12 protein-coding genes are annotated in these 15,657 nt (G+C 70.5%); 7 read left to right on the plus strand and 5 right to left on the minus strand.

Annotated elements, in window-relative coordinates; all coding sequences use genetic code 11:
* Positions 1–13 precede the first annotated feature (13 nt).
* The 4 genes from ABT130_RS13920 to ABT130_RS13935 all read left to right on the plus strand — a co-directional run bounded on the left by ABT130_RS13920 (position 14) and on the right by ABT130_RS13935 (position 4,629).
* A complete protein-coding gene (locus ABT130_RS13920) occupies positions 14–832 on the plus strand; it encodes a glutamate ABC transporter substrate-binding protein (protein ID WP_502991359.1) in 819 nt (272 codons plus the stop codon).
* A 59-nt stretch (positions 833–891) separates the two neighbouring features.
* Positions 892–1,560: an amino acid ABC transporter permease gene (locus ABT130_RS13925; protein ID WP_350913151.1), complete on the plus strand. Its 669-nt coding sequence runs from the start codon at positions 892–894 to the stop codon at positions 1,558–1,560.
* Positions 1,557–2,501, plus strand: a complete 945-nt coding sequence (locus ABT130_RS13930; RefSeq protein WP_350913149.1) for an amino acid ABC transporter permease — start codon at positions 1,557–1,559, stop codon at positions 2,499–2,501. Before ABT130_RS13925 ends, ABT130_RS13930 begins: the two co-directional genes overlap by 4 nt.
* Before the next feature lie 250 nt (positions 2,502–2,751).
* Positions 2,752–4,629: a S9 family peptidase gene (locus tag ABT130_RS13935; protein WP_350955602.1), complete on the plus strand. Its 1,878-nt coding sequence runs from the start codon at positions 2,752–2,754 to the stop codon at positions 4,627–4,629.
* Between the two features lie 72 nt (positions 4,630–4,701).
* On the opposite strand, the gene rny is transcribed toward ABT130_RS13935, so the two are convergent.
* From rny to recA, 3 genes are all read right to left on the minus strand, one after another.
* Positions 4,702–6,312 (minus strand): ribonuclease Y, encoded by a 1,611-nt coding sequence (gene rny / locus ABT130_RS13940; protein WP_350913146.1) that lies wholly within the window; start codon positions 6,310–6,312, stop codon positions 4,702–4,704.
* Positions 6,313–6,597: 285 nt separating this feature from the next.
* Positions 6,598–7,407 carry a recombination regulator RecX gene (recX, locus tag ABT130_RS13945; RefSeq protein ID WP_350955605.1) on the minus strand — a complete coding sequence of 270 codons (810 nt, stop codon included), beginning with the start codon at positions 7,405–7,407 and terminating at the stop codon, positions 6,598–6,600.
* Between the two features lie 13 nt (positions 7,408–7,420).
* Positions 7,421–8,512 carry a recombinase RecA gene (gene recA / locus ABT130_RS13950; protein WP_350955607.1) on the minus strand — a complete coding sequence of 364 codons (1,092 nt, stop codon included), beginning with the start codon at positions 8,510–8,512 and terminating at the stop codon, positions 7,421–7,423.
* A 337-nt stretch (positions 8,513–8,849) separates the two neighbouring features.
* Here recA and ABT130_RS13955 point away from each other — a divergent pair, with 337 nt between their 5' ends.
* Complete coding sequence (locus ABT130_RS13955; protein WP_350913142.1) at positions 8,850–9,128, plus strand: hypothetical protein; 279 nt, start codon at positions 8,850–8,852, stop codon at positions 9,126–9,128.
* A gap of 22 nt (positions 9,129–9,150) precedes the next feature.
* Here ABT130_RS13955 and ABT130_RS13960 read toward each other — a convergent pair whose 3' ends face one another.
* Together ABT130_RS13960 and ABT130_RS13965 are read right to left on the minus strand one after the other, a co-directional pair.
* Positions 9,151–9,345 carry a DUF3046 domain-containing protein gene (locus tag ABT130_RS13960; protein WP_030904097.1) on the minus strand — a complete coding sequence of 65 codons (195 nt, stop codon included), beginning with the start codon at positions 9,343–9,345 and terminating at the stop codon, positions 9,151–9,153.
* A 236-nt stretch (positions 9,346–9,581) separates the two neighbouring features.
* Entirely contained in the window at positions 9,582–10,070 is a 489-nt protein-coding gene (locus ABT130_RS13965) for a VOC family protein (RefSeq protein WP_350955610.1), read from the minus strand.
* Between the two features lie 229 nt (positions 10,071–10,299).
* Between ABT130_RS13965 and ABT130_RS13970 the strand changes: the two genes are divergently transcribed.
* A complete protein-coding gene (locus ABT130_RS13970; protein ID WP_350955612.1) occupies positions 10,300–15,315 on the plus strand; it encodes an ATP-dependent helicase in 5,016 nt (1,671 codons plus the stop codon).
* 134 nt (positions 15,316–15,449) lie between these two features.
* Positions 15,450–15,596, plus strand: coding sequence for a bacteriocin (locus ABT130_RS13975; protein ID WP_350913137.1), 147 nt, complete (start codon positions 15,450–15,452; stop codon positions 15,594–15,596).
* Positions 15,597–15,657: the final 61 nt, after the last annotated feature.

The raw sequence follows: 15,657 nt of genomic DNA on the forward strand, positions 1-15,657 counted from the left end.
CGAGGTAGCAAGAATGCGTGTACGTCGTATTGGAGCCGTGGTGATCGCAGCCGCCGCGGCGATGGCCGGCCTGACCGCGTGTGGTGACGGCGGCAGCGGAAGCGACAAGTTCGTCGTGGGCATCAAGGTCGACCAGCCCGGCCTCGGGCAGAAGCAGCCCGACGGCTCCTTCAAGGGTTTCGACGTCGACGTGGCCAGGTATGTCGCCAAGGAGCTCGGCTACGCCGACGACAAGATTGAGTTCAAGGAGGCCATCTCGGCCAACCGTGAGTCCTTCATCCAGCAGGGCCAGGTCAACGCGGTGATCGCGACCTACTCGATCACTGACGACCGTAAGAAGAAGGTCGCTTTCGCCGGCCCGTACCTGGTCACCGGCCAGGACATCCTGACCCGGGCGGACGACACCACGATCAACAGCGTCGAGGACCTCAAGACCAAGAAGGTCTGCGGCGCTCAGGGCTCGTCCTCTCCCGCGCGCCTGGTCGAGAAGTTCGGCGACGAGTGGAAGAGCCAGTTCCTCACCGAGCAGCAGGGCTACGGCGCCTGCCTGCCGCTGCTGGAGAACAAGCAGGTTGACGCGATCTCCACGGACGCGACGATCCTGGCCGGCTTCGCCGCCCAGTCCCCCGGCAAGTTCCGCCTCGTCGGCCAGCCCTTCTCCGAGGAGAAGTACGGCATCGGCCTGAAGCTGGAGGACAAGGAGACCCGCGAGAAGGTCAACGCGGCGGTGGAGAAGATGTTCCAGGACGGCAGCTGGAAGAAGGCCGTCGACGCCAACTTCGGGGAGTTCGGGAAGTTCTTCACCAACCCGCCGGCTGTCGAGCGCTACTGACCGGTCACATCTCGGCCGGGGCGCGCGGACGCCCCGGCCGGTGACCACTGGAGGGACGAGTGCAGGCACTCTTCGATGAATTCCCGGTCATTCTGGGCGCTTTCTGGCTGACGATCCGGCTCACTCTCGCCAGCGGGCTGGTGGCGCTCGTGCTCGGGACGATCCTCGCGGGGATGCGGGTCAGCCCGTTACCTGTGCTGCGCGGAATCGGCACGACGTACGTGAACGTCCTGCGGAACACCCCGCTGACCCTGGTGATCGTGTTCTGCGGGCTGGGCCTCGGACTGGTCCTGGACGTCTCGTTCTCCACGAGTTTGTCCACCAACTACATGTGGCTCTCCATCATCGGCCTGTCCGCCTACACCGCGGCGTTCGTCTGCGAGGCGATCCGGGCCGGGATCAACACGGTGCCGGTCGGCCAGGCCGAGGCGGCCCGGGCCATCGGGCTCACCTTCGGCCAGAACCTGAGGCTGATCGTGCTGCCCCAGGCGTTCCGCGCGGTGATCGCCCCGCTGGGCAGCATCCTGATCGCGCTGACCAAGAACACCACGATCGCCGCCGCCATCGGGGTCGGAGAGGCGTCCCTGACGATGAAGACGCTCTTCGAGGCGCACGGCGACGCGGTCGTGCAGATCTTCGCCGGGTTCGCGCTGGGCTTCCTGATCCTGACCCTGCCGACCGGGCTGCTGTTCGGCTGGCTGGCCAAGCGTCTGGCGGTGGTCCGATGACCGCGGTGACCACCGAGCGCACCCGGCGCCCGGCGCGCGGGCGCGCCGGGAGCTCCGAGCGCGTCAGCGTCCTGTACGACATTCCCGGTCCCAGGGCCAGGATCCGCAACACCGTGCTCACCGTGCTGGTCATCGCCGCCACGCTGTTCGCGGTGTACGTGATGGTGACCAAGCTCGACGAGAAGAACCAGCTCAGCGCCGAGATGTGGACACCGTTCCTGCGCGGCGACGTGTGGCTCAACCTGATCCTGCCCGGCCTGCTGAACACGCTCAGCGCGGCCGCGGTCGCCGCCGTGATCGCGGTGCCGTTCGGCTTCGTCTTCGGCATCGGCCGGCTCTCGGAACGGGCCTGGATCCGCCTCGCGGCGGGTGCGGTGGTCGAGTTCTTCAGGGCGATCCCGCTGCTGATCATGATCTTCGCGGTGATGTTCGGCGGGAGCGCGGTCTTCGGGCTCACCGTGACGCCGTTCACCGCGGTGGTCGTCGGCCTGGTCCTGTACAACGGCTCGGTGCTGGCGGAGATCGTGCGGGCGGGCATCCTGTCGATCCCCCGGGGACAGCGGGAGGCCGCGCTGGCGGTCGGCCTGCGTCCCGGTCAGGTGATGCGGATGATCCTGCTGCCGCAGGCTGTCACCGTGATGATGCCGGCCATCGTCGCGCAGCTGGTGGTGCTGCTGAAGGACACCGCCCTGGGCTTCATCGTGTCGTTCGAGGACCTGCTGAACGCGGGGGCGCGCGTGCTGCCCTCCAACTTCAACAACATCATTCCCGCGGTGATCGTCATCGCGATCATCTACATCATCATCAACGTGATGGTGGGCACCGTCGCCACCTGGCTGGAGATGCGGAGCCGTCGCAGCAGGAAGACGGCAGCACAGCCGATCGCCCGGCCCGACTCACCGACCGCGGTCGAGGGCGGCCCGGGAAATCCGGCGCCGTAGGAACCACAGCGGTCGAGGGCGGTCACCGGGTCCGGTGTCCGCCCTCCTCCCATGTCGGGCCGGGTGCTCCGCGGCAGGTGAGGATTCCACCGGCGGTGAAATCCTCACCTGTGAAAGAGGTCGGATCAACTACCTCTACCCCCTCATTCCCCCCCGATCCTGCGGCTCGTGCCGACCGCCGGCGGCATATCTCTGGTGACGCGAGCGTGATACCGGCGACACGGAGCGGGTTATCGGGCAGGATTGCGCCATGTCCCCCGAGCAGGCCATCCTGCCGTACGCCACCTGGCCCTCGCCGATCTCCACTTCCGACGTCGCCCGCTCCGGGCTGCGCCTCGGGTTCCCGACAGTGCTCGGCGAGGAGGTCTGGTGGACCGAGGACCGTCCCGCCGAGGGCGGGCGGACCACCATCGTGCACCAGAGCGCGGACGGCACCCGGCGTGAGTTGCTGAGCGCGCCGTGGAGCGCCAGGACCAGGGTCCACGAGTACGGCGGGCGGTCGTACGCGGTGGTGCCCGGCGAGGGCCTGGTGTTCACGAACTTCACAGACCAGCGGCTCTACCTGCTGCCCACCGATGGCGAGCCCCGGCCGCTCACACCCGAGCCCGAGCAGCCCGCCGCCCTGCGCTACGCGGACCTCCTCGTCCACGACGGTCAGGTCTGGTGCGTCAGGGAGCGGCACGACGACGGCGAGGTGAGCCGGTCGATCGTGTCGATCCCCCTCTCCGGCGAGGTCGAGCCCCGCGAGCGGATCAGCGGGCACGACTTCTACGCCTCCCCCACCGTCTCCCCCGACGGCGAGCACCTGGCCTTCATCTGCTGGAACCATCCCCAGATGCCGTGGAACGGTACCGAGCTGCGGGTCTGCCGGCTGGCCGACGGCACCTCCTGGAAGGTCAAGGGGGGCATCTCCGAGTCGGTGCTCGCCCCGCAGTGGCGTGACGAGCGGCACCTCTACGCGATCTCCGACTGGTCCGGCTGGTGGAACCTCTACCTGGTCGGGATATACGGCACCGCGACCCGGGCGCTCTACCCGGCGGAGGAGGAGTTCGCGGGCCCGCTGTGGCAGCTCGGCGCGACACCGTACGCGCTGATGGCCGACGGCAGCCTCGCGGTCCTGCACGGGCTGGGCGGTCTGCGGCTGGGCGTCTTCGACCCGGACAGCGGCCTGCTGAGCGACCTGGACGTGCCCTACGACGGCTGGGATCCGGCGCTGGCCACCGACGGGCACGCCCTGGTCGGTATCGGGTACGGCCCGGCGCTGTCCCGCTCGATCGTCCGGGTCGACACGGTGACCGGCGGCGCGCAGGAACTGCGCAGGGACATCAACGAGCTGCCCGACCCCGCCTACCTGCCACTCCCCAGAACCGTGGAGTTCGAGAGCCGGTTCGGGCGCGAGGTGCACGCGTTCCTCTACCCGCCGGCCAACCCCTCGGCGCGCGGCGAGGGCCCCCCGCCGTACGTCGTGTTCGTGCATGGCGGGCCGACCGGGCACAGCGTCGGAGCGCTCGACCTGGAGAAGGCGTTCTTCACCAGCAGGGGCATCGGGGTGATCGACGTCAACTACGGCGGTTCCACCGGCTACGGCCGCGCCTACCGCGAGCGGCTGCGCGGCCAGTGGGGCGTGGTCGACGTCGAGGACTCGATCGCCGCGGCCGAATGGCTGGCCGCGGAGGGACTGGCCGACCCGGCGCGGATCGCGATCCGAGGCGGCAGCGCGGGCGGCTGGACGGTCATGGCGGCCTGCTGCACGTCCGACGCGTTCGCCGGGGGCGTCTCCTACTACGGCATAAGCTCGCTCGCCACGTTCAGCGCGACCACCCACGACTTCGAGTCACGCTACATCGAATGGCTGATCGGCCAGGAAGATCCTGTTCTGTACGCCTCGCGCGAGCCCCTCGGCCAGGTGGCCGGGGTGAGCTGCCCGATGCTGCTCCTGCAGGGCCTCTCCGACCCCGTGGTCCCCCCTGAGCAGTCGCAGGCCTTCGTCGACGCCCTCGCCGAGCGTGGCATTCCCTGCACCTACCTCACGTTCGAGGGCGAGGCCCACGGCTTCCGCCGCGCCGAGACCCGCAGCGCGGCGCTGGCCACCGAGCTCGCCTTCTACCAGCAGATCTTCCACGTCTGAACGCTCACCTGCGGCCTCCCGCCCCCGGCGCGAGTCTCCGTCCGGCGGGCGACCTTTCGAGTGCCGGGCCGGTCAGCGGGCGAACTCGGTGGCCCGGGACTCACGGACGACCGTGATGCGGATCTGACCGGGGTAGGTGAGCTCCTCCTCGACCTGCTTGGCGACGTCGCGGGCGATCACCTGAGCCTGGATGTCGTCGACCGAGCCCGGCTTGACCATGACCCTGATCTCACGGCCCGCCTGCATGGCGAAGACCTTCTCGACCCCCTCGTAGGAGGCGGCGATCTCCTCCAGGCGCTCCAGTCGCTTGACGTAGGCCTCCAGCGACTCTCGGCGGGCGCCCGGACGGCCGCCGCTGATCGCGTCGGCGGCCTGGGTGAGGACGGCCTCGACGGTCTTGACCTCGACCTCGTTGTGGTGGGCCTCGATGGCGTGGACCACGTCCTCGTGCTCGCCGTACCGCCTGGCGATCTCGGCGCCGATGAGCGCGTGGCTGCCCTCGACCTCGTGGGTGAGGGCCTTGCCGATGTCGTGCAGGAGCGTGCAGCGCTTGAGCAGCGTCGTGTCGAGCCGCAGCTCGGCCGCCATGATGCCGGCGATGTGGGCGGACTCGATGAGGTGGCCGAGCACGTTCTGACCGTAGGAGGTGCGGTAGCGGAGCTGGCCGAGCAGCGTGACCAGCTCGGGGTGCATGTCGGTGATGGCGAGTTCCACCAGGGCGTCCTCCCCCGCCCGCACGCACAGCTCCTGGACCTCGGCCTTGCTGCGCTCGTGGGCCTCCTCGATGCGCTGCGGGTGGATGCGGCCGTCAAGGACGAGTTTCTCCAGGGTCAGCCGCGCGGTCTCGCGGCGGACCGGGTCGAAGCACGACAGCAACACGGCTTCCGGCGTGTCGTCGATGATCAGGTTGACTCCGGTGGTCGACTCGAAGGCACGGATGTTACGGCCCTCGCGGCCGATGATGCGCCCCTTCATCTCGTCACCCGGCAGGTGCAGGACGCTCACGACGGACTCGGCGGTCTGCTCGGTGGCCACCCGCTGGACCGCCAATGTAACGATCTTGGTGGCGCGCTTCTCGCCCTCCTTGCGTGCCTCGCTCTCGATCTCCCTGACGATCAGGGCCGCCTCGCGCTTGGCCTGGTTCTCGATCTCCCGGACCAGCTCGGCTCTGGCCTGGTCGCCGGTCAGCCCGGACACCCGCTCCAGGATGGCCTTGCGCTCCTCGGCCACCCGTTCGAGATCCTCGCGGCGATCGGCCAGCTCGGTCTCCGTCTCGGCGAGCTTGCGGGCCCGGTCGGCCTGGCGCCTGGCCTCATCGTCGAGGCGCTGCTCCCGCTCGGCCAGCCGGTTCTCCCTGCGTTCGAGGTCTGCCCGGAGTTCCTTGAGCTCGTATTTCAGCACCTTGCCCTCGGCCTCGACCTCCTTGCGCATCTCGGCCGCCGCCTCGACCGCCGACTCCGATTTGCGCAGGAGCTCTCCGGCGTCGTCTTGGGCCTTCGCCCGGATACCGGCGGCCTCACGCCTGGCCTCCTCCAGCTGGGCCGAGACCTCGGCCTCCTGCTCCGAGGTGAGGCCCCTCGGCCCGGCTCCTCCGATGCGACGCAGCAACACGACCAGCACGGCTGTCATCACGACAAGAGCCACAACCGCCACTGCCAATATGACGACCACGACCGGATCCATGCGCGCCTCACCTTCCTCGCGTCGCAAATATCAAGCACACGAGGGGTCACACGCACGGCACGGAAAGCTCAACAGACGGCGCTGTCGGGACAGAAGTGAGCCCAGAGAGATCACTCACCGGCTCTTCCCGCCGGCCCGCTCTCTCGCCCTCATCCGCCAAGCCTGTTTGTCCGTATTACACCGCTATGACAATCCGCACTGCGCGGAGTAACTCCTCACTGCCGTTGAGATTAAGCGTCAGAGAGGTAACGAGCAAGCAAAGACCTAGCGTCAGGCTGCTTTGAGCTAGTCGAGGGGATAGCCCGAATCTTCCGTGAATGGCGCTGTTTCTGCCTCATCATCCTCCAGCACTTCGCGGATAACGCGAAACGCCAGGCCAGGACCGTATCCCTTCCGAGCGAGCATGCCGGCCAGCCTGCGGGTCCTGACCGCGGGGTCCAGGCCGCGGGTCGAGGAGAGCTTGCGCCGCACGAGGCCACGGGCGGTCTCCGCCTCCTGCTCGGGGTCGAGCTGCTCCATCGCGTCCTTCACGGTCTCCTCGTCCACCCCCCGGTGCCGGAGCTCGGAGGCAAGGGCCTTTCTGGCAAGCCCCCGCCCGGCATGGCGAGAGCTCACCCATGCCGCGGCGAACGCCTCATCGTCGATGAGCCCGACCTCGGAGAAGCGCTCCAGCACGGCGTCCGCCGCCTCCTGGGGCACCTCACGCTTGCGCAGCGCCTCCGCGAGCTGAGCTCGGGTGCGCGGCGCCATCGTCAACAGCCGCAGGCAGATCGCCCGCGCCACCGCCTGCGGATCGGCCCCGGCTCCCTTCCTCGCGGGAGATTCCTCGACCGGTCCGTCAGGAAGGGGGCCATCAGGAAGAGCGCCCGGAGAACCGCCCCCGGACCGTCGCCCACCACGGCGGGAGCCACGTCCCTTCCGGCTTCGCGGCTCGCCGCCGGCAGGACCTGCGGCCTCCCCCTCGGAAGCGGGGAGACCATCGCCCCGCCCCCGCCCGCTTCTGCCCGGCGAGCCGATCCGGGGCTCGTCGGGCCAGGCACCCCAGTCTCTCGGCCCGGCCTCACCGGGCGGACCGAGGTCGGCTCCCATCATCATCGTTCAGCCCGAATCAGGCGTCACCCGGCTTGGGAGTGGCCGCCTTGGAACCGCGACCGGACGCGGCGGCCGCCGGAGCGGCAGGCGGCGGGGTGGCCGGGCTGTCGACGCGCGGGCCGACGCCGAGCTTCTCCTTGATCTTCTTCTCGATCTCGTTCGCCATGTCCGGGTGGTTCTTGAGGAAGTTTCGCGCGTTCTCCTTGCCCTGGCCGAGCTGGTCGCCCTCGTAGGTGTACCAGGCTCCGGACTTGCGGACGAAGCCGTGCTCCACCCCCATGTCGATCAGGCCGCCCTCTCGGGAGATGCCGACGCCGTAGAGGATGTCGAAGTCGGCCACCCGGAAGGGCGGGGCCATCTTGTTCTTGACGACCTTCACCCGGGTGCGGTTGCCGACCGCCTCGGTGCCGTCCTTCAGCGTCTCGATACGGCGGATGTCGAGACGGACCGAGGCGTAGAACTTCAGCGCCTTTCCACCGGTCGTGGTCTCGGGCGAGCCGAACATGACGCCGATCTTCTCGCGGAGCTGGTTGATGAAGATCGCGGTGGTGCCGGTGTTGTTGAGCGCGCCCGCGACCTTGCGCAGCGCCTGGGACATCAGGCGTGCCTGGAGGCCGACGTGGCTGTCGCCCATCTCACCCTCGATCTCGGCCTTGGGCACCAGGGCCGCGACCGAGTCGATGACCAGCAGGTCGACGGCGCCGGACCGGATCAGCATGTCGGCGATCTCCAGCGCCTGCTCACCGGTGTCCGGCTGGGAGACGAGCAGCGCGTCGGTGTCGACGCCCAGCTTCTGGGCGTACTCGGGGTCGAGCGCGTGCTCGGCGTCGATGAACGCGGCGATGCCGCCGCCACGCTGGGCGTTGGCCACCGCGTGCAGGGCGATCGTGGTCTTTCCCGAGGACTCGGGACCGTAGACCTCGATGATGCGGCCGCGCGGGAAGCCCCCGATGCCGAGCGCCACGTCGAGCGCGATGGAGCCGGTGGGGACCACCTCGATGGGCGCCCGGGTCTCGTCGCCCAGGCGCATGATGGAGCCCTTGCCGAACTGCCGCTCGATCTGAGCGAGCGCGGTCTCGAGCGCCTTCTCGCGGTCGTTAGCTGCCATGGGAGCCCCCCTGGAGGGTCGCGGGTTGGATCGGTTGCCAGAAAGCTACGGGGTGCCGCCGACAATTTCGGGAGGGCACGCCAGGAGTGACGGCCTGTTCAATATAGCCGAACGACTGTTCGATCGCGGCCCGTTGGCATCACGTGTTCCGGGAACCGTGATCCACCGCGGGACTCTCCCGCACAGGGCCCGCGCAGGGCCGGTCGCAGATCTGTGGCCGTGGCCGCGAGGAGCGCGGACCCATCCGGGAGGCGACATTTCCGAGAATTGTCCTGAGCCTGTTGTAACCAGGCTGACCTGGGGTGATCCTGAGGGGAAACGACCCGAGGTGCCCGACGTGCCCAACACGTTCACGCAGCAACGCCTAGCCCATCTCGACTCCCTGGCCGCCGAACTGCGACAACGAGGGCTGGTGAGCCGTACCCTCGGAGGCACCGCCCCGGTGCTGTGGGTATGGCATCCGGACAGCGGCCGGCAGACCATCGTCTTCGCCACCCCCGTCAGGGACGGCTGGCTGTTTCTGTGGTCGCCGGACGGCGAGGAGAGAGCCGACGACCCCGTGCACGCGGCCGGCTCGGTGGAGAGACTTCTCGCCCCGCCCGCGGAGCCCTCCTGACCGTCGTCCCCCGGCCCACTCCTCAGCGGAGCCTGGGAGAGACGTCGGTCACCCCGCACACGGCGTGCCAGACCTCCTTCGCCCCGACCCCCTCGGCCAGCGCCTGGATCACGGTCCGGCCGCCGAGGTCGGCGATGACGTAGTCATGGGCCCACGACTCGGCGTACTGGTCGCCGAAGTGCAGCTTCATCCGCTTCCAGAAATCCGACAGGCGCATGCCCCAAGTATGAGACCACACCGGCGTACCTCGGCCCGCGCCCGGCACGCCGCACGTCGGCGGCGTCCCGGTCGCCCGGTCCCGGTGAAAGGGAGACCCGGGGACGGGGACCGGCGGGGGCGGGGTCCGCGCGTCGGCGGGAGTACGGGCCACCACGGGGGCAAGGCGGACCGCCGGAGCACGCGGGAACCGTAACCGAGGGCGACCGGCTCGCGGCTGAGTGGCGACGCGGACCGTCAGAGCACGCGGGAGCCGTACATCTCGCCGAGGGGGTCGGCGAGCAGTTCCACGCGCGCCCCGTCCGGGTCGGTGAAGTAGATGGAGGTATCGCTCTCCACCTGGTGCGGCACGCCCGCCGCCACCAGCTTGCCTCGCAGGCGCTCCCAGGTGGAGGGGTCCACGGAGACGGCGACGTGGTGGAGCCCGCCGAGGACCTCCCGGTAGGGGCCGAGGTCCAGCCCCGGGAAGTCGAAGAAGGCGAGGAGGTTGCCGTTGCCGATGTCGAAGAAGAAGTGGTTCGACCCCCGGTAGTCGCGGTTCTCGAAGATCTCCGTGAGGGGGAACTCCAGCAGGTCCTGGTAGAACCTGATCGTCGTCTCGACGTCTGAGGAGATCAGCGCGAAGTGGTGCAGCCCTCTCGCGCTGCTCGGCGGACGGTTCTCCCTGAGGTGCTCCGCCTTGATCCGCTCGCGTTTCGCCTCGATGGCCTGGTAGTCGATGCTCACCGTTAGCTCACCACTCAATGCGTCCTGTGTTCGCCAAAGCATGCCTGTGGCGACAGGAGCCAACCTACTCCTGGGGCGTGGCCCGGTGATCTGGCGGTGGCACCGGTGGATCACGTATCCGCAGCCGATGATTCCGGCCCGCGGCAGGCGGTGACGGGTTCTGTCGGTGACGCCGTGCAGTATGGGCGGTGGCCCGGTTGGTCGGCCGAGCCGGGAGGCAGGGGGCGCGATGAGCGAGACGGCGGGCGCGGGCGGGGCGCTGGGGCACTTCACCCGGATGACCAGGGACTGGTTCACCGGGGCCTTCGCCGCGCCGACCGCGGCACAGGAGGGGGCGTGGGCGGCGATCGCCCGGGGTGACAACACCCTGGTGGTCGCCCCCACGGGCTCCGGCAAGACGCTGGCCGCCTTTCTGTGGTCGCTCGACCGGCTGGCGGCCGGGCACTCGGCCCCCGGGTCTCCCCCGCCCGGCGAGGACGCCGGGTTCCCCGGAAGCGCCGGAGCCGCCACCACGATCATGGACGCCCCGGCAGGCGCCGCCGTCCCGGACATGACGGGCGGCACGGGCGCCGGGGGGAGGCGGAGCCGTTCCCGGCGGGACGAGGAGCCGCCGAGGCTGTGCCGGGTCCTTTACGTGTCGCCGCTCAAGGCTCTGGCCGTCGACATCGAGCGCAACCTCCGGGCGCCGCTGGCCGGGCTGAGACAGACCGCGAGCAGGCTCGGCCTCCCGGTGCCGGAGATCTCGGTGGCGATCCGCTCGGGCGACACCTCAGCCGAGGAGCGGCGCCGGTTCGCGACCAGGCCGTCAGACATTCTGATCACCACCCCCGAGTCGCTGTTCCTGCTGCTCACCAGTCAGGCCCGCGAGGCACTGCGCGGCGTGGAGACGGTCATCGTCGACGAGGTGCACGCGGTGGCCGCCACCAAGCGCGGCGCGCACCTGGCACTCAGCCTGGAGCGGCTCGACGCCCTCCTGCCCCGGCCCGCGCAGCGCGTCGGCCTGTCGGCGACCGTACGGCCGGTGAGCGAGGTCGCCGCCTTCCTGGGCGGGTCCCGTCCGGCGACCGTGGTCCAGCCGCCCGCGGGTAAGGAGATCGAGGTCGAGGTGGTCGTCCCGATCGAGGACATGACAGAGCTCGACACGCCGCCCACCTCCCCCGCCTCCGACGACGACCGGTGGCTGACCGAGACCCCGGCCAAGCGGTCGATCTGGCCGCATGTGGAGGAGCGGCTGTTCGACCTGATCGGGGGGCACAGTTCCACGATCGTGTTCGCCAACTCACGGCGGCTGGCCGAACGGCTCTGCACCCGCCTCAACGAGCTGGCGTGGGAGCGGGCCGCCGAGGCGGAGCGGTCCGAGAAGGGCACGGAGGCGGATCCCGCGCACTGGGCCGAGAACTTCCCCGAGCTCCCCGCCTCCCTCTCCACCCCGGCGGCCATGATGGCGCAGGCCGGTTCGGCCAAGGGGGTCGTCCCGGAGATCGTGCGGGCCCACCACGGGTCGGTGTCGAAGGAGGAGCGTTCCCAGATCGAGGAGGCGCTCAAGTCCGGGCGACTGCCCGCCGTGGTCGCGACCTCCAGCCTGGAACTCGGCATCGACATGGGCGCGGTGGACCTGGTGGCCTGTGTGGGGGCACCGCCGAGCGTGGCGAGCGGCCTGCAGCGGATCGGCAGGGCCGGGCACCAGGTGGGAGCCGTCTCACGTGGTGTGATCTTTCCCAAGTACCGGGGTGACCTGGTCCAGACGGCCGTGGTGGCCGAACGGATGAGAAGTGGGGAGATCGAGGAGCTGCGCTATCCGCGCAACCCTCTCGACGTCCTCGCCCAGCAGATCGTGGCGATGACCGCGCTGGACGAGTGGACCGTCGACGAGCTGGAGGAGGTGGTACGGCGAGCCGCCCCCTACCGGACGCTGCCCAGAAGCGCGCTGGAGGCGACCCTTGACATGCTCGCCGGGCGCTACCCGAGCGAGGAGTTCGCCGAGCTGCGACCGCGCATCGTCTGGGATCGGGTGGCCGGCACCCTGCGGGGCCGTCCCGGAGCCCAGCGGCTGGCGGTCACAAGCGGCGGCACGATCCCCGACCGGGGGTTGTTCGGCGTGTTCCTGGTCGGGGAGAAGTCCTCCCGGGTGGGCGAGCTGGACGAGGAGATGGTCTACGAGTCGCGGGCCGGTGACGTGTTCGTGCTGGGCGCGACCTCCTGGCGGATCGAGGAGATCACGGCTGACCGGGTGCTGGTCACTCCCGCGCCCGGACAGCCGGGGAAGCTCCCGTTCTGGCACGGCGACACCGCGGGGCGCCCGGCGGAGCTGGGGAAGGCCATCGGCGCGTTCCTCCGCCAGATGTCCTCGGCGGGCGCGGACGCCGAGGCGGGAGACGGTGGTACGGAGAGCGCGCGGCCGAGGGACGCGGGGGCGGGAGCCCGAGGAACGCCGAGCTCGGTCGCGGGGAACGCACGGACGGGAAGCACGAGGACAGGGCATCCGGAAACACCGGGCTCAGGGACGGGAAACCCGGAGGCGGGAAGGGCGAAGGCAGAAGCGGGAAACGCGGAGGCCGGAAACGCGGCACGGGATGGGGCGCTGGAGAGGATCAGGGCGGCGGGGCTGGACGGGTTCGCCGCGGCCAACCTGCTCGCCTACCTGGCCGAGCAGCGGCAGGCGACCGGTTATGTGCCCGACGACCGGACGTTGCTGGTCGAGCGGTTCCACGACGAGCTGGGCGACTGGCGGGTGGTGGTGCACTCCCCGTACGGAGCACGGGTACACGCGCCGTGGGCGCTGGCGATCGGGCGGCGGCTGCGGGAGCGCTACGGCGTCGACGTGCAGGCCGTGCACTCCGACGACGGGATCGTGCTGCGCATCCCCGACACTCTCTCGGAACCTCCGTCCGACATCGCCGCCTTCGACCCGGACGAGATCGAGCGGATCGTCACCGAGGAGCTCGGCGGTTCGGCGCTGTTCGCGGCGCGGTTCCGCGAGTGCGCGGGGCGGTCCCTGCTGCTGCCGCGCCGCGTGCCGGGCAGGCGGTCGCCGCTCTGGCAGCAGCGGCAGCGCGCGTCGCACCTGCTGAACGTGGCCGGCCGCTACGCGTCGTTCCCCGTGGTGCTGGAGACGATGCGCGAGTGTCTTCAGGACGTGTTCGACGTTCCGGGGCTGGTCCGGCTGATGCGCGACATCGAGGCGCGGCGGGTCCGGCTGGTGGAGGTGGAGACCGGGAAGGCGTCGCCGTTCGCCGCGTCGCTGCTGTTCAACTACATCGGCGCGTTCATGTACGAGGGGGATGCTCCGCTGGCCGAGCGCCGTGCCCAGGCACTCGCGCTCGACACGAGCCTGCTGGCCGAGCTGCTGGGCCAGGCCGACCTGCGCGAGCTGCTCGACCCCGATGTGATCGCCGACACCGAGCGGGAGCTGGCCCGGCTGGACCGGCCGCTGCGCGACGCCGAGGACCTGGCCGACCTGCTCCGCTCCCACGGCCCCCTGATGGCCGAGGACGTGAGCGTGCGCGAGGGTGACCCGGCGTGGCTGGCCATGCTGGAGGGCTCCCGGCGGGCGATCAGGGTTCGGGTGGCCGGGCAGGAGCGGTGGGCGGCGGTCGAGGACGCCGCCCGGCTGCGCGACGCGCTCGGCGTGCCGCTGCCGATGGGAGTGCCGCACGCGTTCCTGGAACCGGTGGACGATCCGCTGGGCGACCTGCTCGCCAGGCACGCCCGCACGCGCGCCCCCTTCCCCGCGAGCACGGCCGCGGCCAGGTTCGGCCTCGGCACCGCGGTCGTCACCGACGCGTTGCGCCGCCTGGCGGCATCCGGGCGGGTGGTGAGCGGGGAGTTCAGGCCGGGTGGCCGAGGCGAGGAGTGGTGTGACGCCGGGGTGCTGCGGATGCTGCGCCGCAGGTCCCTGGCCAGGCTCCGCAAGGAGGTGGAACCGGTCTCCGCGGAGACTCTGGCCGTCTTCGCCCCCGCCTGGCACGGCATCACCGACTCCCCGCGGCGGGGCAGGCCGCCGATCGACGCGCTGGTGAGCGCGATCGAGCAGTTGCAGGGCTCGGCGCTGCCCGCTTCGGCGCTGGAGACGCTGATCCTGCCCTCGCGGGTGCCCGGATACGACCCGTCGCTGCTGGACGAGCTGACGGCCTCCGGCGAGGTGATCTGGGCGGGGCAGGGGTCTCTGCCGGGTGGCGACGGCTGGGTGTCGCTCTACTTCGCCGACACCGCGCCGCTGCTGATGCCCGATCCCGCCGACATCACGCTGACCCCGGTGCACGGGGCGGTGCTGGAGGCGCTGGGCGGTGGGGGCGCGCTCTTCTTCCGCGAGCTGGCGAGCCGGGCCGGCGTTCTTCTGCCCGGTTCGGTCCCGGACGACCGTGCCCTGTCGGCCGCCGTGTGGGACCTGGTGTGGTCGGGCCGGATCACCGGTGACACGCTGGCGCCGCTACGGGCCACGCTCGGGACGGGGCGCCCCGCGCATCGCCCGGCTCCGACCCGGCGCCGGCGGGCGGTGTTGCCGAGCCGGAGCGGCCCGCCCACGGTGGGCGGGCGCTGGTGGACGCTGCCCGCCCCCGCCGAGGACGCCACCCAGCGCGCCCACGCCCAGGCCGAGGTGCTGCTGGAACGGTACGGCGTGGTGACCAGGGGCGCGGTGACCGCCGAGCGGCTGCCGGGCGGGTTCGCCGCCGTCTACCAGGTGCTTCGTGCCTTCGAGGAGAGCGGCCGGTGCCGCAGGGGCTACTTCGTGGAGGGGCTGGGCGGCGCCCAGTTCGCCCTTCCCGGTGCCGTCGACCGGATGCGCGCCATGTCCGTCTCCCTTGCCGCGCCGCCGAGCGCGGCACCGGTACCCGACCCGTGGAGCTCCCGGAAGCCCGAGGGCACGGGGGAAAGCGGTCGGCGAGCGGTGGTGCTGGCGGCGACCGACCCGGCCAACCCGTACGGGGCGGCCCTGCCCTGGCCCGCCCATCCTGGCGAGGTGTCCCACAAGCCGGGCAGGAAGGCCGGATCCCTGGTCGTGCTCGTCGACGGGCACCTGATCCTCTATGTCGAGCGCGGCGGTAAGACCCTGCTCTCCTTCTCCGGAGACGACCGCCTCCGGCCCGCCGTCGACGCCCTCGCGCTCGCCGTACGCGACGGCGCCCTCGGCAAGCTGACCGTCGAGCGCGCGGACGGCACCGCCATCAACGACTCCCCCCTGGCCGCCGCCCTGGAGTCCGCGGGCTTCCACCCGACCCCAAGGGGGCTGCGCCTGCGAGCCTGAAGTGCCGCACGCCTTTCTCAAGCCGCACGCCTTTCAGCCGGTCGACGATGCTCAAGCCTGTCGCTAGTAATTCCTAAGAGGTTTCCAAGTGCCGTCGCGACACTGGTCATGCAAGTCAATCGAAGGGGGAACAAATGGCAACCAACGGCAAGTCGGAGCTCTCCGCTCTGTCCGCGCTCGGCCGCGAACTGGACGAGGACCAGCTCGCGCAGGTCAACGGTGGCTACTACTGGGCGTGCTACCACTGGGAGGACTTCGCTCCCGGCGGCCCGGCTTACTGATCCGACCAGGCGTCAGCCAGGCCATCGCGTTGAACGGACGCGGGTAGCCATATAACGCAGG

Origin of the sequence: Streptosporangium sp. NPDC001681 (assembly GCF_040298085.1) — a bacterium.
Classification (GTDB): domain Bacteria; phylum Actinomycetota; class Actinomycetes; order Streptosporangiales; family Streptosporangiaceae; genus Streptosporangium.